This window comes from uncultured Alistipes sp. (genome assembly GCF_902388705.1).
Lineage (GTDB): Bacteria > Bacteroidota > Bacteroidia > Bacteroidales > Rikenellaceae > Alistipes.
Genome location: NZ_CABMQJ010000020.1, coordinates 1 through 23,198, shown reverse-complemented (window position 1 = coordinate 23,198; position 23,198 = coordinate 1). Strand labels below are relative to the sequence as shown.

At 60.9% G+C, this 23,198-nt stretch carries 14 protein-coding genes and 1 pseudogene; 6 read left to right on the top strand and 9 right to left on the bottom strand.

Going from position 1 to position 23,198, the window contains the following annotated elements; translation table 11 throughout:
• Positions 1-4 precede the first annotated feature (4 nt).
• Positions 5-340: a hypothetical protein gene (locus QZT71_RS07020; protein WP_295914304.1), complete on the bottom strand. Its 336-nt coding sequence runs from the start codon at positions 338-340 to the stop codon at positions 5-7.
• A gap of 139 nt (positions 341-479) precedes the next feature.
• On the opposite strand from QZT71_RS07020, the gene ligA reads away from it, so the two are divergent.
• Genes ligA through QZT71_RS07000 form a run of 4 tightly spaced genes read left to right on the top strand, consistent with a single transcriptional unit; the run spans position 480 to position 5,811 of the window.
• Positions 480-2,609 (top strand): NAD-dependent DNA ligase LigA, encoded by a 2,130-nt coding sequence (gene ligA / locus QZT71_RS07015; RefSeq protein WP_295914301.1) that lies wholly within the window; start codon positions 480-482, stop codon positions 2,607-2,609.
• Positions 2,610-2,653: 44 nt separating this feature from the next.
• Positions 2,654-3,544, top strand: coding sequence for a 4-hydroxy-tetrahydrodipicolinate synthase (dapA, locus tag QZT71_RS07010; RefSeq protein ID WP_295914298.1), 891 nt, complete (start codon positions 2,654-2,656; stop codon positions 3,542-3,544).
• Between the two features lie 39 nt (positions 3,545-3,583).
• Positions 3,584-4,321 carry a DUF4919 domain-containing protein gene (locus QZT71_RS07005; RefSeq protein WP_295914297.1) on the top strand — a complete coding sequence of 246 codons (738 nt, stop codon included), beginning with the start codon at positions 3,584-3,586 and terminating at the stop codon, positions 4,319-4,321.
• Positions 4,282-5,811, top strand: coding sequence for a clostripain-related cysteine peptidase (locus tag QZT71_RS07000; RefSeq protein ID WP_295914295.1), 1,530 nt, complete (start codon positions 4,282-4,284; stop codon positions 5,809-5,811). Before QZT71_RS07005 ends, QZT71_RS07000 begins: the two co-directional genes overlap by 40 nt.
• A 145-nt stretch (positions 5,812-5,956) precedes the next feature.
• Here QZT71_RS07000 and QZT71_RS06995 read toward each other — a convergent pair whose 3' ends face one another.
• Both QZT71_RS06995 and QZT71_RS06990 read right to left on the bottom strand, forming a co-directional pair.
• Positions 5,957-7,132, bottom strand: coding sequence for a DUF418 domain-containing protein (locus QZT71_RS06995; RefSeq protein WP_295914293.1), 1,176 nt, complete (start codon positions 7,130-7,132; stop codon positions 5,957-5,959).
• 346 nt (positions 7,133-7,478) lie between these two features.
• Positions 7,479-8,831, bottom strand: a complete 1,353-nt coding sequence (locus QZT71_RS06990) for a pseudouridine synthase (protein WP_295914291.1) — start codon at positions 8,829-8,831, stop codon at positions 7,479-7,481.
• Between the two features lie 179 nt (positions 8,832-9,010).
• Here QZT71_RS06990 and QZT71_RS06985 point away from each other — a divergent pair, with 179 nt between their 5' ends.
• Together QZT71_RS06985 and QZT71_RS06980 are read left to right on the top strand one after the other, a co-directional pair.
• Positions 9,011-10,336 carry an MATE family efflux transporter gene (locus QZT71_RS06985; protein ID WP_295914289.1) on the top strand — a complete coding sequence of 442 codons (1,326 nt, stop codon included), beginning with the start codon at positions 9,011-9,013 and terminating at the stop codon, positions 10,334-10,336.
• A gap of 103 nt (positions 10,337-10,439) precedes the next feature.
• On the top strand, positions 10,440-11,177 hold the full coding sequence (locus QZT71_RS06980; RefSeq protein WP_295914287.1) for an AAA family ATPase: 738 nt from the start codon (positions 10,440-10,442) through the stop codon (positions 11,175-11,177).
• Between the two features lie 86 nt (positions 11,178-11,263).
• Here QZT71_RS06980 and QZT71_RS06975 read toward each other — a convergent pair whose 3' ends face one another.
• From QZT71_RS06975 to QZT71_RS06950, 6 genes and pseudogenes are all read right to left on the bottom strand, one after another.
• Positions 11,264-15,259, bottom strand: coding sequence for a hybrid sensor histidine kinase/response regulator transcription factor (locus tag QZT71_RS06975; protein WP_295914285.1), 3,996 nt, complete (start codon positions 15,257-15,259; stop codon positions 11,264-11,266).
• A gap of 421 nt (positions 15,260-15,680) precedes the next feature.
• A complete protein-coding gene (locus QZT71_RS06970; protein ID WP_295914282.1) occupies positions 15,681-17,150 on the bottom strand; it encodes a sialate O-acetylesterase in 1,470 nt (489 codons plus the stop codon).
• Positions 17,147-18,898 (bottom strand): right-handed parallel beta-helix repeat-containing protein, encoded by a 1,752-nt coding sequence (locus QZT71_RS06965; RefSeq protein WP_295914279.1) that lies wholly within the window; start codon positions 18,896-18,898, stop codon positions 17,147-17,149. Before QZT71_RS06965 ends, QZT71_RS06970 begins: the two co-directional genes overlap by 4 nt.
• Before the next feature lie 6 nt (positions 18,899-18,904).
• Positions 18,905-20,626 (bottom strand): right-handed parallel beta-helix repeat-containing protein, encoded by a 1,722-nt coding sequence (locus tag QZT71_RS06960; RefSeq protein ID WP_295914275.1) that lies wholly within the window; start codon positions 20,624-20,626, stop codon positions 18,905-18,907.
• A gap of 21 nt (positions 20,627-20,647) precedes the next feature.
• Positions 20,648-22,627, bottom strand: a complete 1,980-nt coding sequence (locus QZT71_RS06955) for a glycoside hydrolase family 97 protein (protein WP_295914273.1) — start codon at positions 22,625-22,627, stop codon at positions 20,648-20,650.
• A gap of 14 nt (positions 22,628-22,641) precedes the next feature.
• A pseudogene (locus QZT71_RS06950) lies at positions 22,642-23,198 on the bottom strand (hypothetical protein); the annotation flags it as partial.

Sequence of the window (23,198 nt, the reverse complement as noted above, 5' to 3'; positions counted from 1 at the left end):
AGCGTCAAATATTCACGTCGTCGTCGGAGTCGTCGCTGCCGCCGTCGGAGCTGCCGTCGTCCTGGATTTCGTCGGCACCCTTGATTTCGTCGTCGTAATAATCCTTGTCGTCGTCATCGTGCGTATTGTCGTCGATTTTGACGTCGATTTTCACCAGGTAGGCGATTTCATCCGTGTCGAAGGGCACGGCATAGAAAAAATCGCCGTTGGGTTTATCCACGCGAATCATCGCGTCGGTGAAGCCCAGAGGGTATTTCTCCTTGACGGAATCCTGCAATTCAGGGGCCAGGTTATGGAAGCTCGTTACGATATGTTTCTTCGTCGTATTCTGTTTAGCCATAATAGTGCTTGGAAATTTTCTGCAATTATAAGCAAAATTTGCATATCGCGCCACATCCGTAATTTTTTTTTGCATTTTTTTTGATTTTGCAGGTTGTTAAGAACAAAATACGTACCTTTACGCAGGTTATACTTATATTATGATACGCGAGAGAGTCGAAGAGCTGCGGCGGCAGCTCGAGTACCATAACTTCAAATATTACGTCGAAAACGCCCCGGAAATCTCCGACTTCGAGTTCGATACGATGATGCGCGAACTGCAGGACATCGAGAGGGCGCACCCCGAACTGGCCGACCCCAATTCTCCGTCGGTACGCGTCGGAAGCGACATTACAGCAGAATTCCAGAGTGTGAAGCACCGTTTCCCGATGCTTTCGCTCGGCAATACCTATTCGCTCGACGAACTGCACGAGTTCATCGCCCGCATCGAAAAGGAGGCGGGCCCCACGGAGTTCGTCTGCGAACTGAAATTCGACGGCACGGCCATATCGCTCACATACGAAAACGGACAGTTGCTGCGCGGCGTTACGCGCGGCGACGGCACGCAGGGCGACGACGTGACGGCGAACGTGCGCACGGTGCGTACGGTGCCCCTGCGCCTGCGGGGCGGCGACTGGCCCGCCTATTTCGAAATACGCGGCGAGATACTGATGCCCTACGCCTCGTTCGACAAAATCAACGCCGAGCGCGAAGCCGCCGGGGAGGCGCTTTTCGCCAACCCGCGCAACGCCGCGGCCGGCACGCTCAAGCAGCAGGCTTCGTCGGTGGTGGCCAAACGCGGCCTCGACTGCACGCTCTACCAGCTGGCGGGCGACGATTTGCCGTTCACGACCCACTGGGAGAGTTTGCAGAAAGCCCGCGAATGGGGCTTCAAGGTTTCGGACGCAGCGCGCATCTGCCGCACCGCGGAGGAGATCGACGCCTACATCGCGCACTGGGACGAGGGACGGCATGCGCTGCCCTTCCCCACCGACGGCGTGGTGATCAAGGTCAATGACTTCGCCGTGCGGCGACAGCTGGGATTCACGGCCAAGGCCCCGAAATGGGCCGTAGCCTACAAGTTCAAGGCCGAACAGGCCCTGACGCGGCTCGACAGCGTGTCGTTCCAGGTCGGGCGCACGGGGGCCATAACGCCCGTGGCCAACCTCGAACCGGTACTGCTCGCGGGTACGACGGTGCGGCGCGCGACGCTGCACAACGCCGAGCAGATGGCCCTGCTGGACATCCGCCCGGGCGACATGGTCTACGTCGAGAAAGGCGGGGAAATCATCCCCAAAATCACGGGCGTAGACCTCTCGCAACGGCCTGCGGGGAGCAAGCCGTTCGAGTACATCACCGTCTGCCCCGAGTGCGGCACGCCGCTGGTGCGCTACGAGGGCGAAGCGAAACACTACTGCCCCAACCAGGGCGGATGCCGCCCGCAGATTATCGGGCGCATCATCCACTTCATCCGCCGCAAGGCGATGGACATCGAGGGGCTGGGCGAAGAAACCGTCGAACTGCTCTACGAAAACGGACTGGTGCGCAACGTCGCCGATCTGTACGATTTGCAGGCCGGACAGCTGGCAGGCCTGCCGCGGTTGGGCGAGAAGTCGGCCGACAACATCATCCGCAGCATCCGCGGCTCGGTCGAAGTGCCGTTCCGGCGCGTGCTGTTCGGGCTGGGCATCCGGTTCGTGGGCGAAACGACGGCCAAGTACCTCGCCGAGCATTTCCGCTCGCTCGACGCCGTGATGAAGGCCACGCGCGAGGAGCTGACCGAAGCCGACGAAGTGGGCGGACGCATCGCCGACGCCATCATCGAATACTTCGCCGACGAGCAGAACCTCACGCTCATCCGCCGCCTGCGCCAGGCGGGGTTGAAGTTCGAAGCCGAGGCGCGGGAACTGGCGTCGGAATCGCTCGCGGGGAAGAGTTTCGTCATCTCGGGCAAATTCACCGGGCACAGCCGCGACGAGCTGAAAGAGCTCATCGAACTGCACGGAGGGCGCAACCTCGCCGCCGTATCGGCCAGCGTCGACTACATCGTGGCGGGCGAAAATATGGGCCCGGCGAAGCTCAAAAAGGCCGAAAAGCTGGGCATCGCGCTGCTCACCGAGGAGGAGTTCATCGCCATGCTCGCAAACGGGGCACCCCCGGCCGGAATGCTGGACGCGCATACCGGAACGGCCGAAAAAGAAGCAGCGCAGAAGCATACGGAAACAACCGGAAAAACCTCCGTCCCGGAGGCCAGGGAGGAGGAAGCGGCACGGCAGGGCGAACTGTTCTGATTCGCCGCGCAACAGAGAGAAACTACGCACAAACTATAAATACGATGATAAGGAACAAACTTTGCGGCGTGGGGGCCGCGATGATAACCCCCTTTACCACCGGTGGAAAAGTCGACTACCAGGCACTGGCACGCATGATCGATTACGTAATCGACGGCGGCGTGGATTATATCGTGGCGCTCGGCACCACGGCCGAAACCCCGACGCTCTACATGCCCGAGCGCGCCGTGATTGCCATGTTCATCACCAACCACATCGCCGGGCGCGTGCCGCTGGTGATGGGCTGCGGCGGCAACTCGACCTCCGAGGTGCTCGACCAGCTGCGCGAATTCGATTTGCGGGGCGCCGACGCCATATTGAGCGTCACGCCCTATTACAACAAGCCCTCGCAGGAGGGATTGTACCAACATTTCCGCACCGTGTCGGAACATTCGCCGCTGCCGGTCATCCTCTACAACATCCCGGGCCGTTCGGGCGTCAACATGACGGCCGAAACGACACTGCGGCTGGCGCGCGACATGAAGAATGTCATCGGCATCAAGGAGGCGTCGGGCGACATCGACCAGATGCAGCGCATCCTCGACAACCGTCCCGAGGGATTCATCGTCCTGTCGGGCGACGACGGCATGACGCTCGACCTGATGCGGCGCGGCGGCGATGGCGTAATCTCGGTGGCGGCCAACGCATTTCCCAAACGGTTCATGGAGTGCGTGAACTATGCCAAGGCCGGGGAGTTCGACCGCGCCGAAAAAGCCTACGAATGCCTCGACCAGGCCGTGCATGCGCTCTTCGAGGAGGGCAACCCCGTAGGCGTGAAATGCGCGCTCGCGGAGATGGACATCATCGGCCCCACGATGCGGCTTCCGCTGGTGGAGGGCTCGCAGGCGCTGCACGAAAAATTCCGGAACCTCATTGCGAAATACGATTTGCGCTGATTCCGCGTTAGTGTCTAAAATACGGACTAAAACTCGGATATGAAAAATTTACTGCTGGCACTGCTCCTGCTTCCGGCGTTCGCCGCCGCGAAAGTCCCCGTCGAGGAGGATATTCAGAACAAGACGATGGACGCTTCGTCGCCGTTTTACTACACATCGCTGATGATGCGTTACAACGCGGGCGACGAAACGCTCACCGACGAGGATTACCATTACCTCTACTACGGCTATGCGTACCAGGACGACTACAAGCCGCTGGCGACGAATCCCGATTTGGACAAGCTGCTGATGCTGGCCGCAGGCCTCGACCCCGACAATCCGGCGGTCGAAACGCTGGATACGATGCTCTTCGTGGGCGAAGCTGCGCTCGCCCGCGACCCGTTCAGCCCCAAAATCCTGAACCTGATGGCCTATGCCCACGGGGCGCTGGGCAACAAACTGCAGGAGAAGATGTACTACAACCGCATGCAGGGAGTTATCCGCGCGATTCAGGACTCGGGCGACGCCCTCACGCAGAAAACGCCCCGGCATATCCTGATGTTCGACCATGCGCTCGATTTGCTGACCACCGAGGGTTACACCTACGACAAGAGCCGCATCATCAGCCGCACGGTGGAATACATACCGCTGACGACACCCCGCATCGTGGAAGACAAGAAACGCAAAGGATTCTACTTCGACTTCGGGCGCGTCTACTGGAACAAGCCCGAGGGCTACACCTACAAACGTGACAGGACATGGCAATTCAACAACCTGAAACCCCGTACCTACAAATAATCCGGCGCGCACTCTGGCTGCTGCTGGCCCTGCCCCTGCTCGCCGGGTGCAGCAAGGACGAGGCCGAACAACCGGTGCTGGAAAGCAGCGCGGACGAAATCGTGCTGCGCAATACGGCGGGCTCCGAGGCGACCTTCACCGTAACGGCGACCGGACCGTGGACGCTCTCCACGACGGGCGGCGGCTTCGACATATCGTCCGCGGAAGGCACGCGCGGGGAAACGACGCTCACCGTGACGGCCACAAGGGAGAATCCCGACACCCGACGCAGGACGCTGGGCCGTGTATCGCTCCGCCTGTCGTCGGGAGCTGCGGAAACAGGCGTCGAAATCGTACAAAGCCCTGCTGTGGCACGGCGAACCGTGCTCATGTACCTGCCCTGGTCGGGGCCCTCACAGCCGCTCACCGAGTATTTCAGGCAAAACATCGCCGACATGGAGAGCATCGTGGCCGAGGGACACCTGCAAGACGAACGGCTGTTGGTATTTTTCATGCCGACGGCAAAACAGGCCGAACTTTTCGAAGTGTACCACGACAACGGCACAAGCCTGCGCCATGAATTAAAAACATACGACGAAGTTCCCGCATTCACGACTTCGGAGGGAATCGCCTCGATCCTCGAAGAGGTAAAGCAGTTCGCCCCGGCGGAGAAGTACGCCATGACAATCGGCTGCCACGGAATGGCATGGCTCCCCGCCCATCCGGAAACATACCCCACGGCAACGGCCGCACCGCGCGCAGGCACGGCCGCACCGGAGAAAGAGTACTGGGAATATGCCGCCCCCGGAAAGATACTGACCCGCTGGTTCGGAGGTTCATCGAGCAGCTACCAGACCGACATTCCGACCCTTGCCCGGGGTATATCGGCGGCCGGCATGAAAATGGACTACATCCTGTTCGACGACTGCTACATGTCCTCGATCGAGGTGGCTTTCGAACTGCGCGAAGTCACGGATCACCTCATCGGCTCGACAAGCGAAATCATGGCCTACGGATTTCCGTACGCACGGATGGGGCATTACATGTTCGGCGAGGTGGATTATGCCGGGATATGCAATGCGTTCTACGACTTTTACATGTCTTACCAATTCCCGTACGGCACAATCGGCGTCACGGTATGCTCCCGGCTCGACGCGCTGGCAGCGGTGATGCAGCGCATAAACGAAAAGCACACATTCGACACATCGCAGCTCGGCGACCTGCAGCAGCTCGACGGCTACTCTCCCGTCCGGTTTTTCGACTTGGGCGATTATGTGCGTCACCTGTGCACCGACCAGGGATTGCTGTCGCAATTCGAGGAGCAATTGGAACTCACGGTGCCTTCGGCCTACCGTAAGCACACGCCCGAGTACTATTCGATGAGTTACGGCGGCACGGCCTACCCCATCCGCACGTTCTCGGGTGTCACCACATCGGATCCCAGCACCAGCCCGTCGACAACCGCAAAGCGGCAGACGGCCTGGTGGAAAGCCACCCACAAAGCGGAATAAGGGCAAAGCGACAGCATGCAAAGGGCGGTTCTTTTTCAGAACCGCCCTTTTTCGCATCGAGGCCTTCCGGCAAATTGTCCGCACCGGGCAGACGCACCGGGCAGACGCACCGGGACGCACCCGGTGTGCGGCGCCCGGGACGGGATTACTTACCGGTTCCCATCCACGTCCATTTATGCCAGACATACTCCAGGGGGCCCTGCTTGTGCCTCGCCAGCCACCATTTGCAGCATCTCACCTGCAGCAGAAACACCAGAATACCAATCAGCAGGCTGGCCGTATACCCGCAGCGGGGAGCGAGATACAGCCCGAAAGGGAAATAGACGAACGCCCCGATTACGGATTGGGAGATATAGTTGGTGAGGCTCATTTTGCCGTAGAAACGCAGGTTGCCGACGGCTTTGCCGAATCTCCGGTTCCGGTAAGAGAGGACGAACGAGGCGACCAGCACCCCGGTAAAAGCCAGCTTCTGCCACATGTCGAACACCGTTCCGACACTCTGCCGGACGACGCCGTCGTTTTCCAGGACAAGTTCTTTGAGCGCATACAGCGGGGCGAATGCGACGGCGGAGATCACCAGCGTCCTCACCCAGAAACGGTAATTCTTTTCCGAGGAGATGAAAAGGCGTTTCCTGCCGATCCAAAGGCCCAGCAGGAACAACCCGGCCGTCTGGAAGAAACGTCCCGCGTTCACTGCCCACAGCAGGCTGGCTTTCTGTCCCAGTGTGATATTCCCCAGGATGAACTCCCCGAAATTTCCACCTCCGGTGTACTCCGCCACCTGCGCATACATCTCCCCTACCCCCAAATCGGGCAGCCGGTGCGCCGGATTTACCAGCCCCGCAATGCAATGGTACCATTCGACCGGCTGCAGGAGGAAAACGACGGCCGCCGCGAGAACGGCCCCGTCGCTCCAATTCCGGGCGACGAACAGCACAAGCCCGACGACGACGAACAGCAGCAGGACATCCCCGGCCGGGAAAAAGGCAGCGTTCAGCGTGGCGAATCCCGCCAGCAGCACCAGCCGCCACAGAAAACGGTACCCGAAGTCCCTGCCCTGCCGCCTCCGGTTATTGCTCTGGATATAAAACGTAAATCCGAACAGGAGTGCGAAAATCGCGTAGGCCTTTCCTGCGAACAAGGTAAAAACGACGCTGAATACCCCCTGGTCCAGTGCATTCAACCAGCCGGGAGTGTCTGCCGGGTAAACCGGGAAGATGAAATGCTCCAGGTTGTGCACCAGCAAAATAGCCATTACGGCAAAGCCCCGCAGGGCGTCTACGACCTCGACACGAGGATTTTTATCGAGAGATTGCTCCATATCCGTTCACCAAAACCCCGGACAGGCACGGGTGAACCGTCACGACTGCCCGGTCGTTCAGGGGACAAAAATAGCAATTCCGGCGGGAGTGCCAAAATTAAAGTTTCCGCACGGGCCGCAATCCGCCCGCGATAGCCGCAGGTTCCGGCTCCGGGGAGGGCCTCCGGCGGGTGCAGGAGGCGGTATCCGCAGCACGGCGGCGCAGGGCCCGCGATATGAAAAGCGGGCGGCAAGAATAAAAAAACAGACCGACAAGTCGGTCTGTTGTGCAATATCGGACGGCTTCGGGAAAAGAAGCCGTTTTTTCGGGCATGCCGCCAAAGCGGCCGGGCCCCGGGTGCTTGAACTATTCGTACTGGCCGGACTTGAGCCGCTCGACCTCCTCGCGGGTGAGGAAACGCCACGCACCGCGCTTGAGGTTCTTCTTCGTCAGGCCGGCATAGTAAACGCGGTCGAGCTTGGTGACCGTATAGCCGAGGAACTCGAAGATACGGCGCACGATACGGTTGCGGCCCGAGTGTATCTCGATGCCCACTTCCTGCTTGTTCTCCTTGACATAGGATATTTCGTCGGCGAAAATCTCGCCGTCCTCGAGCGTGATACCCTCGGCGATGCGATCCATATCGGCGCGCGCCAGCGGTTTGTCGAGCGTCACCTGGTAGATTTTCTTCTTCTGGTAGGACGGATGCGTGAGCTGCTTGGTAAGGTCGCCGTCGTTGGTGAACAACAGCAGTCCGAGGCTGTTCTTGTCGAGGCGGCCGACGGGATAGATACGCTCCGTGCAGGCGCCCTCGACCAGTTCCATGACGGTTTTGCCCGCATGGGGATCGTCGAGCGACGTGACATAGCCCTTGGGCTTGTTGAGCACGAGGTACACCTTCTTTTCGCCCTGCACGCGGCTGTCGTTGAACTTCACTTCGTCGGTGGGCATCACCTTGGTGCCCAGTTGGGTGACAATCTGTCCGTTGACCGTGACGAGGCCCGCCGTGATGAAGTCGTCGGCCTCGCGGCGCGAGCAGAGGCCCGACTGGGCCAGGAAACGGTTCAGGCGCATCTCGCCGATTTGTTTCTCGGGCGTGAACTTCGGATAGGAAGCCGGCTTGTCGTCGTGCTTCCTGAATCCGGGCTTATAGGGTTTGTCGCCGAATTTGCGATCGCCGAATTTTTTATCGCCGTACCCCTTGTTCCCGAACTTGCGGTCGCCGGCGGGTTTATCGCCGTCGCGGTGCTCGCCGTAACGGGGCTTGTCGCCCGATTTGCGCTCGCCGTAGGCAGGTTTGTCGCCGAACTGGCGGCGGGGTTTGTCGCCGTCGCGGTGCTCGCCGTAACGGGGCTTATCGCCCGATTTGCGCTCGCCGTAGGCAGGTTTGTCGCCGAACTGGCGGCGGGGTTTGTCGCCGTCGCGGTGCTCGCCGTAACGGGGTTTGTCGCCCGATTTGCGCTCGCCGTAAGCGGGCTTGTCGCCGAACTGGCGGCGGGGTTTGTCGAATGCGGGACGGTTATCCTCCGTAAAATGGGGATTGAACGAAGCCCGCTTTCCGGGCATGCGGTCGGATGACGGTTGCTCCGAATCAGCAGCATCACGCTGTAAACGCGGGCGACGCTCGACACGCTCCGCCGTAGCTGTCACGGTACGCTGACGCTTATCGCGTCCGAAACGCGTAAGTACCGAGGTCGAGTCGTTTTTGTTGTCTTTCATACGTATTTAAATGAGTTGTGGGGGCAAAGGTAATTCATTTTTCGGTATTACGGCATATTGCGTGCCTGATTTGGCGATAAAAGACGGGGGCCGTTACAAATTCACCGCTTTTGCCCTATCTTTGCACCCGGAAACAACGTCCGGCGCAGTCTGCCGGACATTTCCCCCGCACCCTGTTTATGAACATGAACCGTGAAATACTGCGTATCGCCCTTCCGAATATCGTTTCGAACATCACCGTACCGCTGATGGGGATCGTTTCGACGGCCATCGCCGGACACTGGGGCGCGGACTCGGCCGCGACCATCGGCGCACTGGCAATCGGCGTGTCGATCTTCAACTTTATCTACTGGAACTGCTCGTTCGTCCGCATGGGCACGAGCGGCCTCACGGCACAGGCGTTCGGCGCGGGCGACTTCCGCGAATGTACCAACATGCTGGCGCGGGCGCTGGTCGTGGCGGCAGCAATGGGCGTGCTGATGCTCGCACTGCAATACCCCGTGGGAGAACTGGCCCTGTGGGGACTCAACGGCAGCGACATGACGCGCGAATACTTCTATGCCCGCATCTGGGCCGTGCCGGCGGGCATTCTCCTGTTCGGATTCAACGGCTGGTTCACAGGCATGCAGAACGCCCTGATTCCGATGTTCACGGCAATCACGGTCAACGTCGTGCATATCCTGTGCAGCCTGTGGTTCGCTTTCGGCCTGGACATGGGCATCGTCGGCATCGCCTACGCGTCGGTGATCGCGCAATGGACGGGCGTAGCGCTCTCGCTCGCGCTGCTGTGGGCCTTTTACCGCGGGATACTGACGGACATCGACTGGGCCGAGGTGATGAACATGAAGCCGCTCAAGACGTTTTTCGTCATCAACCGCGACATCATGCTGCGCACGTTCTGCATCGTGGCGGTGTACACCTTTTTCACGGGGGCCTCGGCACGCATGGACAACGCGGCGCTGCTGGCCGTGAATACCCTGCTGCTGCAGCTCTTCACGCTCTTTTCGTACATGAACGACGGCTTCGCATACGCCGCGGAGGCACTGACGGGACGCTTTATCGGCGCACGCGACGGCGCGGCCCTGCGCGACTGCCTGCGCCGCTGCATCGCATGGGGCACGGCTGTGTCGGTATTGTTCGTGGGAATTTACATCGTCTGGTGGCGCGACCTGGTGGGGCTGTTCGTCGACAGCACGGCGCCCAACGCCGCGACAATCGTGGAGCTGGCCGGGCGCTACATCATCTGGATTATCCTGATTCCCATAGCCAGCGCCATGCCCTTCATCATGGACGGCATCATGGTCGGCGCAACCGAAACACGCGTCATGCGCAATTCGATGTTCTGGGCCACGGCCGCTTATTTCGGCATCTACTACGCCGGATACGCCCTGATCGGCAACAACGCCCTGTGGCTGGCGTTCACGCTCTACATGTTCCTGCGCGGCGTGGTGCAGTATTTCATGACCCACGGCCTGCGGACAATCTACTGCAAAACCGACTCGTGAAACGGCCCCGGCCGGAAATCCGGATAAAATACAGCCGCAGCGCGGCGCCGAGAGGAAAAATCACTATCTTCGCAGGAGCACCGCACCGTAAACCCACCCGGGAATGATATTGTCCGAAGAGATGCTTTTCATCAAATACATCCGGCTGAAAGAGGCCGTCGGACTGCCGTGCGAATATCCCTATACGGTACCCGCCCTGGCGAATTTCGAAGGCCTGAAATTCCGCAGGCCCGTGACAATCATCATGGGCGAAAACGGCATGGGGAAATCGACGCTGCTCGAGGCAATCGCCGTAAAAGCGGGCTTCAACGCCGAGGGCGGGTCGAAGAATTTCCACTTCGCGACGCGCGAAACCCATTCGGCGCTCTACGAAAACCTCGTGCTCGGACGCGGCCTCCAGCCGCGCGACGGCTACTTCCTGCGGGCCGAAAGCTTTTACAACGTCGCCACCGAAATCGACCAAATCGCCGACGGCATACACAAGTACTACGGCGACAAATCGCTCCACAGGCAGTCGCACGGCGAAAGTTTCATGAGCCTGTTGGAACACCGGCTCCGGGCAAACGGGCTCTACATCTTCGACGAGCCCGAGGCCGCCCTCTCGCCGTCGCGTCAAATGTACATGCTGTGCCGGATAAGGCAGCTGGTCGAGGCCGGTTCGCAGTTCATCGTCAGCACCCATTCGCCGATTGTCATGTCCTACCCAGGGGCCGACATCTACGAAATCACGGACGAGGGGCTCCGCCCCGCCGAACTGGAACAGACCTCCCACTACCTGCTCATGAAACGGTTCATGCTCGACCGCGAGGGCATGCTGCGGCAGCTGGGGCTGGAGGAGTGAACCCCTGCGGCGCTGACGCCCGTACGGCATTCCCCCAAATCGCCCCTGCGCCCGGCCGCGGACACCCTGCCGGGCAGTCCGCCGGATCATTCACGGCGGTATTTCTCGAGAAATTCGTTGGGCAGCATCCCGAACTGGGCGTGGAAGCACTTGGCGAAATAGGAGGTCGAGGTAAATCCCACCATATAGCAGATTTCCGTCACGCGCAGGTTGTTGGGCTTCGAAAGGAGTTCGGCGGCCACCTTCAGCCGTGTGGAGCGCAGGAATTCGTTGGGCGTGGTGCCCGTCAGCGACTTGATGCGCGAGAAGAAAAGCGTACGGCTCACGCCGACAGCCGCGGCGACGTCCTCGACCGACAGGTTCGAATTGGAGATATTGTCCATGATATACTGGTTGACCTGCGCCATGAAACGGTCGCCCGCAGGCGCCGGCTCCTCCTCGTCGAAGAGGGAATAGGGCATTTTCGAGAATTTCAGCCGCAGCCGGCGGCGCATCTCCACGAGCGTGCGAATCTGCGAGTCGAGGTAATCGACCGAGAGCGGTTTTTCGAGGTAGGCGTCGGCGCCTGCCTGCAGCGCCCGGACTTTCGTTGCGGACGAAGCATCGACCGACACCAGAATGACGGGCAGGTGATCCAGCGTCTGGTCATTGCGCACGGCCGCACACAGCGCGATGCCGTCCATTCCTTTCAACGCCACGGCGCTTACCACCGCCGACACGCTCCGGCGGCGGAGCATGTCGAGCGCCTGCCGTCCGTCGGCCACGCAGTGAATCGTATAGCGATCCGCAAGGTGGCGCACGAAAAAGTCCGCGAAATCGGCATTGGCCTCGACCAGCAGGATGTTGGGCAGGCGTTTCTGTGCGTCGGGCTGCGCGACGGCGTCCGGCCGGGGAGCAGCAGGCGCCTCTGCTGCCGCCTTCCCCGGTTCCGGAGCCGGATTCAGCGGAACGGTCACGGTAAACTCGCTCCACTCGCCCACGACGCTCTCCACGCCGAGGCGGGCTCCCATGCGCGCGGCGAGGTTCTTTGCCACGGCAAGCCCCAGCCCCAGGCCGCTGCTCCCGGCGGAGCCTGTGCCCGAGGTGTAGAACAGGTCGAAAATCCGTGCCTGCTCCTCGCGGCTGATTCCGGCGCCGTCGTCGCGGACACGCACGCGGAACACGTCGTCGGGAAGCTCCCCGCCGGGGGCTTCGAGCGTGACGTCGATTCGGCTCCGGGCGAACTTGCAGGCATTGTTGAGGATGTGTCCCGTGATTTTCGAGAAGTAGTCGCTGTAAATCCCGGCTGTTATGGGCTCCCCGGGCAGGGAGAGGTTTATTTTGACCTCCCTGCGCGCAACGGCATCGCGCACCGCGTCCACCGACGCGGCAAGCAGCTCGCGCACGTCGACCGTTTCCACGAGGGGCAGGGAATTTTCACTCGCCCCGGAACTCTTGAGGCTCAATATCTGGTTCACCAGCACGCGCAGCCGTTCGCAGTTCTTGCGGACGATGTCGACGTCCTCGCGCAGCTCCCCGTAGACGCCGGCGTGTTTGGCAATCTCCTCGACGGGAGCTGCAATCAGCGCGACGGGCGTGCGGATTTCGTTGGCCACCTCGGTAAAGAGGTTGACCTTGGCTTCCAGCAAATCGAGTTTGTTCTTGCGGGTAATCGAGGCGATCTGCTCGCGGTGCGCCCGTCCGACGCGCCTTCGCAGGAGCAGGGTGCCTCCGGTTATCGAGGCGACGAACAGCACGCCGTAAACGGCAATCATCGCGCGCGTCATCCACCAGGGAGGCAGCACCGTAATCTCGACCACGGCCTCCTCGCCGAACTGCTCGCCGCCGGTCGAGGCGCTTACGACGAAGCGGTACCTGTTCGGCGGCAGGTTGGTGTAGGAGACATGCTGCATGCCGGCGCTCTCGTCCTGTCCCGTGGTAATCCATTTGTCGTCGAAATTCTCGAGCCGGTAGCGGTAGACCGTGCGCAGCGGCGAGGAAAAATTGAGCGCGATGAAATCGAGGCTGAACGAGATTTTCCGGCCCCGCAGGCGGATTGACCGCTGGCAGTCGATCGTGTGGGTGAGCAGGCCGCCGTCGACAGGCACGCTGCGGTTGAAGAGTTTGAAGTCGCGAAAGACGATATTGAGTTTGGCGGAGTTCTCGCGCCGCGTGAAATCATAGGGATAGAAGCGGTCGATACCGTTGTTGCAGCCGATATAGATATGTCCGGTAGAGGATTTGATGCCCGAATTGGCATTGAAGATATTCGCCAGCAGGCCGTCGTCGGAGGTGAATTTGTAAATCGACTGCTGGCCGTTCTCGCGGTTGTATTTCAACAGGCCCCGGTTGGTCGTCAGCCACAGTTCGCTGCCGTTCTGGATAATCTGGAACACGGCGCAGTTGCCGTACGGCAGCGCGTCGAACTCCCGGGTGAGCGTATCCGCCGCGATGTCGTATCGGCAGAGCCCGGTGCCGTGCGTCCCGATCCACAGCACGCCGCCCTCGACGGCAAGGCAGCTCACGAAATCGGTGAGCCCGTAGCGGGGATCGTGCGAGAAAGAGGTGAACTTGTCCTCATCGAAACCGTAGCGAATCAGCCCTTTGCCCAGCGAGGCGAACCACAGGTGGCCCTGCGTATCCTCGCAAATATCCACCACGTCGCTGTTGTGCCCCAGGCTGACGGCGCATGAAACGGTCTCCGTGACGTCGTCGTAGCGGCAGATGCCCATTTTGGTGCCTATCCACAGCTGTCCCCGCGAATCGCGGTAGAGGGAATAGACGTCGAGGTTGTCGAGCCCCGTGCCGTGCTGGCTGAAATGCCGCACCCGCCGGCTGCGCAAATCGACGCGGTAGAGGCCGTCGCCGTAGGTGCCGACCCACAGCCAGCAGCCGTCGACGGTCAGCGCATGGATGTTGAGCGCCGGGTTGTGCGCATCGATCACCACGTGCCTATACTCCCCCGTGCGGGGATTGTAGAGGCTCAAGCCCCCGTCGTCGCTGCCGATCCAGATGTTCCCGCCGGGGCCCTCGCAGAACTTGCTGATGATGCGGCCGCACCCTTCGCCCGCCTCGATGAGCGTGAAAAGCGAACTCAACGGCGAAAGGTAGTTGATGCCGCCGAAATAGGTGCCGATCCAGATGCCGCCGTCGCGGTCTTTGAGAATCGAATGGATGAATTTGTCGTTGAGCCGCCCGTTGCGGTTGGTGGTGCCGTTGTCGACCTGCTCGAAACTGCGGTACTTCGCGTTGAAGTTTACCAGTCCGTGATCCGTACCGAGCATCATCACCCCCGGAGAGTATTCGATCATGCTGCGCACGCGGCCGTACGATTCGCCGTCGTCGGGCTTGTTGCAGGTGAACGTCAGCCGCGAAAGTTCGAACTTGTAGAGTTCGCAGGCATAGCCGGCAATCCAGATGTCGCCGAACGAATCCTGGCACATCGTGCTGATGCGCGAAATGGGCTCGCGCGTCAGCGTGTCCTCGACCCGGAACGTCGAGAAGCGGTTGTTCTCGGGATTGTAGCGGCTCAACAGCGAACCGCCGCCCGAAGCCACCCAGACGTTGTTGTCGTGGTCGAGCAGCACCTTGACGATGACGTCCGACGAAAATGCCTCGGGATACCGCGCGGCGGTATAGTGCTCGAAAGTGCCGGACCTGATGTTGTAGCGGTACAGACCGTCGCCGAGCGTCCCGATCCACATGTTGCCGGCCACGTCGGCCGCCAGCGAGTAAACCAGCAGGTTGTGGCGCACCTCGCCGTCGGAGAGGATGGGCAGGTTGACGAATGACTCGTCTTTCGAGTCGAAGATATAGACGCCGTCGCTGGTGCCGACCCAGATGCGGTCGCCGTTCGGGAAACCCTCGGCGCAGAGGCTGTAAACGCAGTTGTTCTCGAGGGTATGCGCCCGGCGGTGGTCCGAGCGGTAGTTGGTGAAATCACAGGAGTTGAAACGATCCAGCCCGTCGGCCGTGCCGACCCAGATATAGCCTTTCTCGTCCTGGTAAAGGCACTGGATGGTGTTCGAGGAGAGCCCGCTGTTATCGGTGTAATACTTGAATTTATGCTCCATGCCCGTGACGGCACGAAACACCAGACACATTACACATAAACACACTGCACGTTTTACCCTCAACTCCATAATCAGTTCATTTACCTTGGTTCGTACGGATTCCACCGCTTTGTCCCGGCCTGTTCCCATACGGGGATGTATTTCCGGAAACGAAAAAATTCGTCTGACAATTATGTTTTTTCCGCCAAAATACAATTTTCAGGCTTTCTAAAATCAATTTCAGTCGTTATACATACGCCTTTCAGGCATTCGGAGCCCCCATGCCAACTTCCCGCAAACCGCTTCGGACACGGCATATTCCACGGAAAAAACAGCAAGCCTCCCCCCGGCGGAAAGCATACGCTTTCTGCCTACAACACGTGAATAATAAATAATTCCCTCTGTTTTTAGGAGATAGTCAGGCGCCGCCGCGCCGGGGGGGGGATTTCGGGGAACATATTACGTGGTTCTTTTATCTGATCTCCCCGATGTCGTCCAACGGCCAGTCGTCCGTACGGAACGGAGCCAGCGGCTGGCCCATGGTTGTCACGACATTGGCTTCGGGGCAGTAATTGCGGAACGCGTAGCGCACGGCAACGGGTTCGGGCACCCGGTCGGAGCTCACTTCGATGCGGTTGTCCCAATATTTGAAATTCGCAACGGCAGGATGGAAAACCCGGTCTTCACCCGCAATCTCGAAGCCGGCAGGCCGCCGATACCCGGCAGGCCCGAAAGCCACGAAACTGTCGACGCCGTTCCGGGCCCTGACCGGCAGGTTGTCGAAAGTCAGCACCAGTTTGTTTCCGTCGCGCTCCATCGATTTGTATACCGGCGCAGGGGCGGGCAGGCCCTTTACCCCGTAATCGTTCGCAAGGGCGAGGAACGCCAGCCGCTCCCCCACTTCGCGTTTGCGCGCCGGATGGATGCAGGTCGGATTGCCCAGGTCGGTCGTGGCGGCAATCCCGGCATACGGGATTTCGTCCAGCGCACGATACTGCGCCTCGATGACCAGCGGCAGCGAACGCAAGTCGTCGCCCTCGTAGCGGTAAGGCGCCAGCTGCGTGTAGTAGAACGGCATTTTCCCGTCGCCCCAGGTTTCTCGCCAGAGTTTGACGAGCGACACCTGCAGGGCCTTGTAGTCATACCAGTTCCTGCGGTTCGACTCGCCCTGGTACCAGATGAACCCTTTGGCCGTAAAGCGGCATACGGGCAGCACCATCCCGTTGTAGAGCCGCTGGGGGATGCTGTTGTCGTAGGTTCCCGACTTGGCTACGGCATGGTCGATGCCCGGTGTCGCGTCGATGGCGTCGACGGTCATCCACGCCTCGATGGTCGAACCGCCCCAGTTCGGGGTGACAAGCCCGACGGGGATGCCCAGCACCTTATAGAGCATCCGCCCGAAAAAATACCCTACGGCGCTGAACTGGCCGACCGATTCGGAAGTCGCCGTCTGCCATGCCGCATCGCAGTCCTGAAGGGGCGTTTGCGACGAGACACGCGGCACGGTGAACATCCTGATGCCGGGGTACATTCCGGCATCGGCAATGGCATCGACCGCACCCTCGACCGGCTGGAACATGAATCCCGCTACGGGCATCTCCATATTGGACTGTCCCGAGCAGACCCACACCTCGCCCAGCATCACGTTGTCGAGCACGATTTCCCGGCCGTCGCTGACAATCACGGTATAAGGGCCGCCGGCTTCGCCCGTGGCGATTTTCATCGCCCACCTGCCCTCGGCGTCGGCCTTGGCATCGTACGTGCGGCCGTTCCACGAAGTGGTGACACGCACACGGCTGCGGGGCGAAGCCTCGCCCCAGAAGTTCACTTCCGTATTTCGCTGCAGCACCATATTGTTTCCGAGCAGGGCCGGGAGTTTCACTTCGGCCTCCGCCTGCACGGCCAGCAGCACGGCCAATGCAGCTAAAAAAAGTCGTTTCATAACTTGAGATTATTTGTGGGTTGCTCTTTTTCAATGACGACATTGTCGCAGTTCCGGGTGATAAAGCCAGGTATTTCTCCGGACGAAGCGGGATAATCGCCGCCGTATTCCATCACATTGTCGCGCGTGAAGAGGAATCCGTCGACACAATAGAGGTTGACGATACGGGGGTCGGACATCCGGAAAGTATTGCCTTCGACCCGGATATTGCGGTGGTAGCGGCTCCGCTCCCGGTCGTGCCGGGGGCCGTTGCCCGTCGCAATAACGGCGTCGCCCCACGTAGCGGCTCCGTAGAGGCAGTCGTCGAACACGCAATTGCGTATTTCGACGTCGCGCACGCCGGCCTGTTCGTACCAGTAGTAGCCGTCGCCCTCGAAAAGGATGGCGGCACCGGGCGTGTGGAAATAACAATCCTCGACGACGGTTTTCTTACGCGAGCCGAGCAAAAGGCCGCGTGCCCGGTTGTTCCCCATGCGGCAATTGCGAATCAGCACCTCGGGATAACACGTCCGGGTAATCAGGTCGCCCACGGCAAGCTGCGACAGGTCGCCGTCGAAAGTCACCTCGTACCACTCCTTGTTCAGGCGTTCCATAGAGGTTATCCGGCCCGTCGTGTGCGTAATGAGGCTGCGCTGCGCAAGTATCTCGGCCTCGACACCCGGTTCGAGCACGTCGAGCCCGTATTGCTGTTCGTGCGGGAAGAAAACGCGCAGGCGCGAAGGCCCTGTCACCTGTTTCACGATGCCGTACATGCCGTGGATATTCGTCGCATCGTCAATCTGGTTGAAGAACTCGCAGCCGTCCATCCGCACATAGCCGTCGCAGTGGGTAAAGTGCGTGGCGTCGGCCGTAATGCTGATGACCCTGTCCGATTCGGGGGCGGTCACGATGCGGACGCCGTTGAGTTCGATATCGCTGCTCATCTGCGCCACCACGCCCATTCCGCCGCAGTGATACAGGGTCAAATCCTCGAGCAGGACACCCCGCGAGCGGTCGATAGCCACGCCGGGACACATACGGTGGGCGGGGCCCAGCACCAAGATATTCCCCGCCGTGCCCGTCAGTCCGGGGTGGAAAATCCGCACGTCGCCGTTCGGAAGCTGCTCGGCCGGAACCGTCTTGTTCCGCAGCCAATAGTCCCGGGCATGGAATGCGGGCTCGCGGCGCACGGCATCGAACTCGAGCAGGTGGGAAACCGGATATTCCGCACCGGCCTCATCGTAGAAATGCAGATCGCCGTTGACGATCCGGTAAGGGTACGCCCCGGAAAAACGCAGGTCGAGATAATTCTCCCCTACGCCGGTGATGGTACCCTCCGAATGGAACGTACGCGCATAGTCGACCGTAAAGCCTCGGATTGTGACATTCGTGCAATGGGCGACGGAAAAAGCCGAAACATAACCGTGGAGCACCAGGTGCGCCCCCTCGCCGCGCAGGGTGAAATCCCCGACCCCGTCCAAATCGAAAAGCAGCCGTTTCAGCCCGGCGCTGTTGTTGGTGACATACGCGTATTTTTCAAAAGCCAAATCGGGATAAATGTCGTAGGTGCCGGCCGGCACGACCAGTTCCCGCACCCGGTGCTGCCGGCAATACTCCACGGCACGGCGGAATGCGAGGGTCGCATCGTTCCCGACACGGTTCTCTTCGATGAAATCGGCGAGCGACACCGATTCTGCGGGCGCTCCGCAACCGCCTGCACAGGCTGCGCAAAACATCGCAGCCGCAAACCATACTCGAACCGGAATCATAGCTGTCTATTCAATCACGACGTTATCGCAATTTCGCGTAACGAAACGCTCTGCCTGGCCGTCAACGACAGGATAGTCCGTCGTGAACTCTATCTTATTCCTGCGGAAAAGGAATCCGTCGACGCAATAGAGGTTGATGATGCGGGGGTCAAACACCCGGAACGTATTGCCCTCGACCCGGATATTGCGGTGGTAACGGCTGGTTTCGCGGTTGGGGATGCCGCTGCCGACGGCGATGCAGGCCGCGCCCCAGCCCGGACTGCCGTAGTTGCCGTTCTCGAAGACGTTGCCGCGAATCACCACGTCGCGCACGCCCGACTGCTCGTACCAGTAATTAGCGTCGCCCTCGATGAGGATGGCTGCGCCCGCGATGTGGAAGTGGTTGTCCTCGATGACAGTCCGGCCGCGCGAGCCCAGCAGCAGTCCCCGGGCCCGGTTGCCGCGCATGCGGCACCCTTTGATCAGCACCTCGGGATAATCGTCGTCGGCAGCCACCACGTGCAGGGGTTTCACCCCGTCGGGCAGGGGTTCGGTGAAGGTCACCTCGGTGTAAACCTTGTTGAGCCGTTTGACGGATTTCACGCTGCGGTGGGCGTAGGTTTCGACATTGTCGTTGTCCACCAGTTCGAGGCGCATGCCGGGAACGATGAAATCCACGCCGTACTGGCCCGAGTTACGCCAGCGCAGCAGCAGCTTGTCGGGCCCGGTAACCCGCTCGACGGCCATATACAGCCCGTGGATGTTCGTCGCGTCGTCTTTCTGGTTCTCGAAAACACAGTCGATCATGCGGATGTAGCCGCCGCAGTTAACATAGTGCGTGGCATCGGCCGTAATGCTTATCATGCGCCCTTTGCCGGGCGACGGAACAATCACCAGCTTGCGGAGTTCGATGTCGCGGCTGCGCTGGGCAATCACGCCCATGCCGCCGCAATGGTAGAGGTTGACGTCGCGAATCACGACGCCCCGGCAGTCGGCCAGCGTGAAACCGGGGTTGTAGCGCGCCGCCGCGCCGAACACCATCACGTTGCCCACCGTGGCTTTCAGGTCTTTGCGCAGGATGCGGATATTGCCGTTCTCGCACTTCTCGGCCGGAATCGTCCGGTTCGAAAGCCAGTAATCCGTGGCGCGGAAGGCGGGTTCCCGCCGCACGGCGTCGAATTCCAGCAGGTTGGAGAATGGATAGACCGTTCCCTCCGTGTCGCGGAAGCGAAGGCAGCCGTTGACGATGTCGCACAGGTAGTCCTCGGGGAAGCGGATTTCCAGCCAGCCGTCGCCCGCCGCCTCGACAATCCCCTCGGAGTTGAACGTACGGGTGAAATCGATTGTCAGGTCGCGAATCGTAATGTTCTCGCACTCTTCGAGGCTGAACGGCGAAATGAAGCCCGTGAAGAGCAGCTCGGTGCCGCCGCCGTCGATTTCGAAATCGCGCATGCCCGCAAGATCGAACGCGATGCGCTTGAGGCTCTCGTCGTTGTTGCTGATGAACTGGTATTTCTCGACTGCCTGTTCGGGCCGCATGCAGAGGCGGCCGCCGGGCAGGACGAGCTTCCGGGCGCCGGTGGCCGCACAATGCTCCAGTGCGGCCCGCACGGCGGGCACGGCGTCGGTTTCGGCTGCGCCGGGCGTGAGGAAATCTTTCAGGTAGACGACCTTTTCGGCGGCGGGAGCCGCACTTATCGTCAGGCAGGCCAACAGGGCCGCGCAGAGGTTGCGTAAGGTACGTTTCATAGGGATAAAATCGGTTTCGGGTTATCTGTCGGTTTCAACGGGTTCGATTTTCAGCGCAAAGCCGCCGCCGGGCGCCGCGGGAATCTGCAGGCGTGTCGCGCAGGTCACCTTCTGCGAGGCAATCGTGTGTTTTTCGGGTTCGGTGTCCGAGCGCTCGTCGTCACAGAGCAGCGTGGCCGTATACTCCCGGCCGGGGGCGAGGAACGACAAATCGGCTTCGAGCGTGCGGGGCGTCCAGTCGGTCAGGCCGCCCACATACCACTTCTCCCCTGCCCTGCGCGCCGTGACGATGTATTCGCCGATTCGGCCCGCAAGCACCTGCGTCGTGTCGAATACGACAGGCAGCGAAGCGATGAAGCGCGTGCAGGCTTCGTCGGCCATATAGCGCGTCGGGGAGTCGCACAGCATCACCAGCGGCGCGTCGAAGACCACGTACGTCGCCACCTGGTGCGCCCGCGTGCCCTGGCTCATCGGATTGCGGTAGTCGATCTCAAAGCCGTCGCGCGTAGCGTTGCGGTAAGCCCCGGGCGTGTAGTCCACGGGCCCCTGCACCATGCGGATGAACGGAAAGGTCACGTCGTAAAGGGGCATGTCGGGATTGCTCCATTTGAGCTCCTCCAGTCCGAAAACGCTCTCGAAATTGACGATGTTGGGAAAGGTGCGGTTCAGCCCCGTGGGCTTGTAGATACCGTGGATGTCGAGCAGCAGTTTATGTGCGGCGGCGGCTTCGGAGATACGGTAAACCAGCTCGACGGCCTTCTGGTCGTCGCGGTCGATGAAGTCGATTTTGAAGCCGCGAATGCCCAGCCCGGCATAATGGGCGCACGCCTCCTCCAGTTTGTCGTCGAGGACATTGCCCACGGCCCACAGCATCAGTCCCACGCCTTTGGAGGCAGCATAGCGCACCAGCTCCGGGAGGTCGATTTCCGCCACCACGGACATCACGTCGCCCGCTTTCGGGTCGGACCACCCCTCGTCCAGCACGACGTACTCGAGGCCGTAGTCGGCCGCGAAGTCGATGTAAGCCTTGTAGGTGCGGGTATCGATGCCCGGCTCGAATCCGACGCCCGTCAGGCCCCAGTCGTTCCACCACTCCCAGGCGACCTTGCCGGGTTTCACCCACGAGCAGTCGCCGATGCGGTTTTCGGCGCCAAGGGCATAGACGAGGTTGTTGGTCGGCAGTTCGCGGTCTTCGTCCGCCACGGCGAGGATACGCCACGGATAGGTGCGCGTACCCTGCACGCGGGCGATATACCCGTGCCGGGTGGCCACTTTCTCCTGGCAGCGGCGCTCGTGGAGGTAGCAACTGTCGGGCACCTGCGCGAAGAGTCCGCGCAGGCCGCCCGGGGACGGCGTCAGGAACATGCCGGGATAGGACTCCAGGTCGGATTCGCAGACCAGCACCCGTCCCGCCGGGCCGCAGTCGGCGGCCAGCGGAAGCAGGACGGGTTTTTCGGTGCCGAGTTCGCTCAAACGGCACTTCACGTACTGGCTCTGGTAAGCATTGCACAGCCCGTCGGAGTAGGCGGCGAAGAGCCCGGGATTGCCTGCGAAGTTGAACTCGGCGAGTTCGTCCGTCACGGTGCGCCCGCCCGGCAGCGCCGTTTCGAAACGGTAGGCGCAGCCCTCGTCGAATACGCGGAAGGTCACGGAATATCCGCCCTCGAAATCCAGCCGCAGCTGGTTGTAATGCTCGGTGAACCGGGCCTGCCGGTGGAACGGCGCCTCGATTTCCCGCTCCACTGCGGAGCGGTGCACGCCGGACACTTTCGCGCCGCGCCCGGGCGCCGTACCGTCGTCGAACTGCAGGGCAATGGCCGACGGCAGCAGCACGGGCGTACCGTGGCGGGTGACGGCATAGGTCAGCGAATCGCCGGCGCGGACATCGACGGCCAGCGTTCCGTCGGGCGAAACGACCCTGAAATCGGTCCCGTGCCCGGGGGTACAGGCATACGCAAGGGACAATACGAGCGAAAAAACGAAGCTGCGGAAAAGGTTCATAGGGAATTCGGGTATTAGTCGGTTAGTTTCACCCGGATTGTCGCGCCGGGTGCCGCGCGGTAAATTTTCGGTTTTTTGCCTGCCTGCGTCACCGTAATACGGAGTTTGCCGCCCGCTTCACGCACGGCCGAAATATCGAAATCGGCGTCGAAGGCCCGGATACGGCGCAGGGACATGCGCTCCCACGCCGCAGGCATGTTCGGCGTCAGGTCGAACGACCGCAGTCCCGTGGGACGGATGCCGAACAGCCCTTCGGTCACGATGCGGCAATAAAGGCCGCTTTCGGCCGAAAGGTGGCGCTGCGATCCCTCGGGCCACGCCTCGATGGGATACGGCACATGGTCGCCCAGCAGGCGGCGCTGCGAATAACGGTGCAGCAGTTCGGTCGCCCGATCGGCCTGCCCCACGTTGTAGATGCCGCGCAGGGCGTAGAGGGTGGAACGGTCCCAGAACGTGGCGCCGCCCTGCTCGGTCAGCAGGCCGTCGTCGGTCAGCAGCTCGGGGCCGAGCAGCGCCCGGACGGTGCCCTCGCTGCGCTCCCGGAGCCCCACGATGAGCGGCATGCATATCC

What these genes read in the sequence shown, in the direction of transcription:
- QZT71_RS06955 (WP_295914273.1), bottom strand. Translation starts at nt 22,627, where the DNA reads ATGAACCTTTTCCGCAGCTTCGTTTTTTCGCTCGTATTGTCCCTTGCG.
- QZT71_RS07020 (WP_295914304.1), bottom strand. Translation starts at nt 340, where the DNA reads ATGGCTAAACAGAATACGACGAAGAAACATATCGTAACGAGCTTCCAT.
- QZT71_RS06980 (WP_295914287.1), top strand. Translation starts at nt 10,440, where the DNA reads ATGATATTGTCCGAAGAGATGCTTTTCATCAAATACATCCGGCTGAAA.
- QZT71_RS06995 (WP_295914293.1), bottom strand. Translation starts at nt 7,132, where the DNA reads ATGGAGCAATCTCTCGATAAAAATCCTCGTGTCGAGGTCGTAGACGCC.
- QZT71_RS06990 (WP_295914291.1), bottom strand. Translation starts at nt 8,831, where the DNA reads ATGAAAGACAACAAAAACGACTCGACCTCGGTACTTACGCGTTTCGGA.
- QZT71_RS06965 (WP_295914279.1), bottom strand. Translation starts at nt 18,898, where the DNA reads ATGATTCCGGTTCGAGTATGGTTTGCGGCTGCGATGTTTTGCGCAGCC.
- QZT71_RS06985 (WP_295914289.1), top strand. Translation starts at nt 9,011, where the DNA reads ATGAACATGAACCGTGAAATACTGCGTATCGCCCTTCCGAATATCGTT.
- QZT71_RS07000 (WP_295914295.1), top strand. Translation starts at nt 4,282, where the DNA reads ATGGCAATTCAACAACCTGAAACCCCGTACCTACAAATAATCCGGCGC.
- QZT71_RS06975 (WP_295914285.1), bottom strand. Translation starts at nt 15,259, where the DNA reads ATGTGTCTGGTGTTTCGTGCCGTCACGGGCATGGAGCATAAATTCAAG.
- ligA (WP_295914301.1), top strand. Translation starts at nt 480, where the DNA reads ATGATACGCGAGAGAGTCGAAGAGCTGCGGCGGCAGCTCGAGTACCAT.
- QZT71_RS06970 (WP_295914282.1), bottom strand. Translation starts at nt 17,150, where the DNA reads ATGAAACGACTTTTTTTAGCTGCATTGGCCGTGCTGCTGGCCGTGCAG.
- dapA (WP_295914298.1), top strand. Translation starts at nt 2,654, where the DNA reads ATGATAAGGAACAAACTTTGCGGCGTGGGGGCCGCGATGATAACCCCC.
- QZT71_RS06960 (WP_295914275.1), bottom strand. Translation starts at nt 20,626, where the DNA reads ATGAAACGTACCTTACGCAACCTCTGCGCGGCCCTGTTGGCCTGCCTG.
- QZT71_RS07005 (WP_295914297.1), top strand. Translation starts at nt 3,584, where the DNA reads ATGAAAAATTTACTGCTGGCACTGCTCCTGCTTCCGGCGTTCGCCGCC.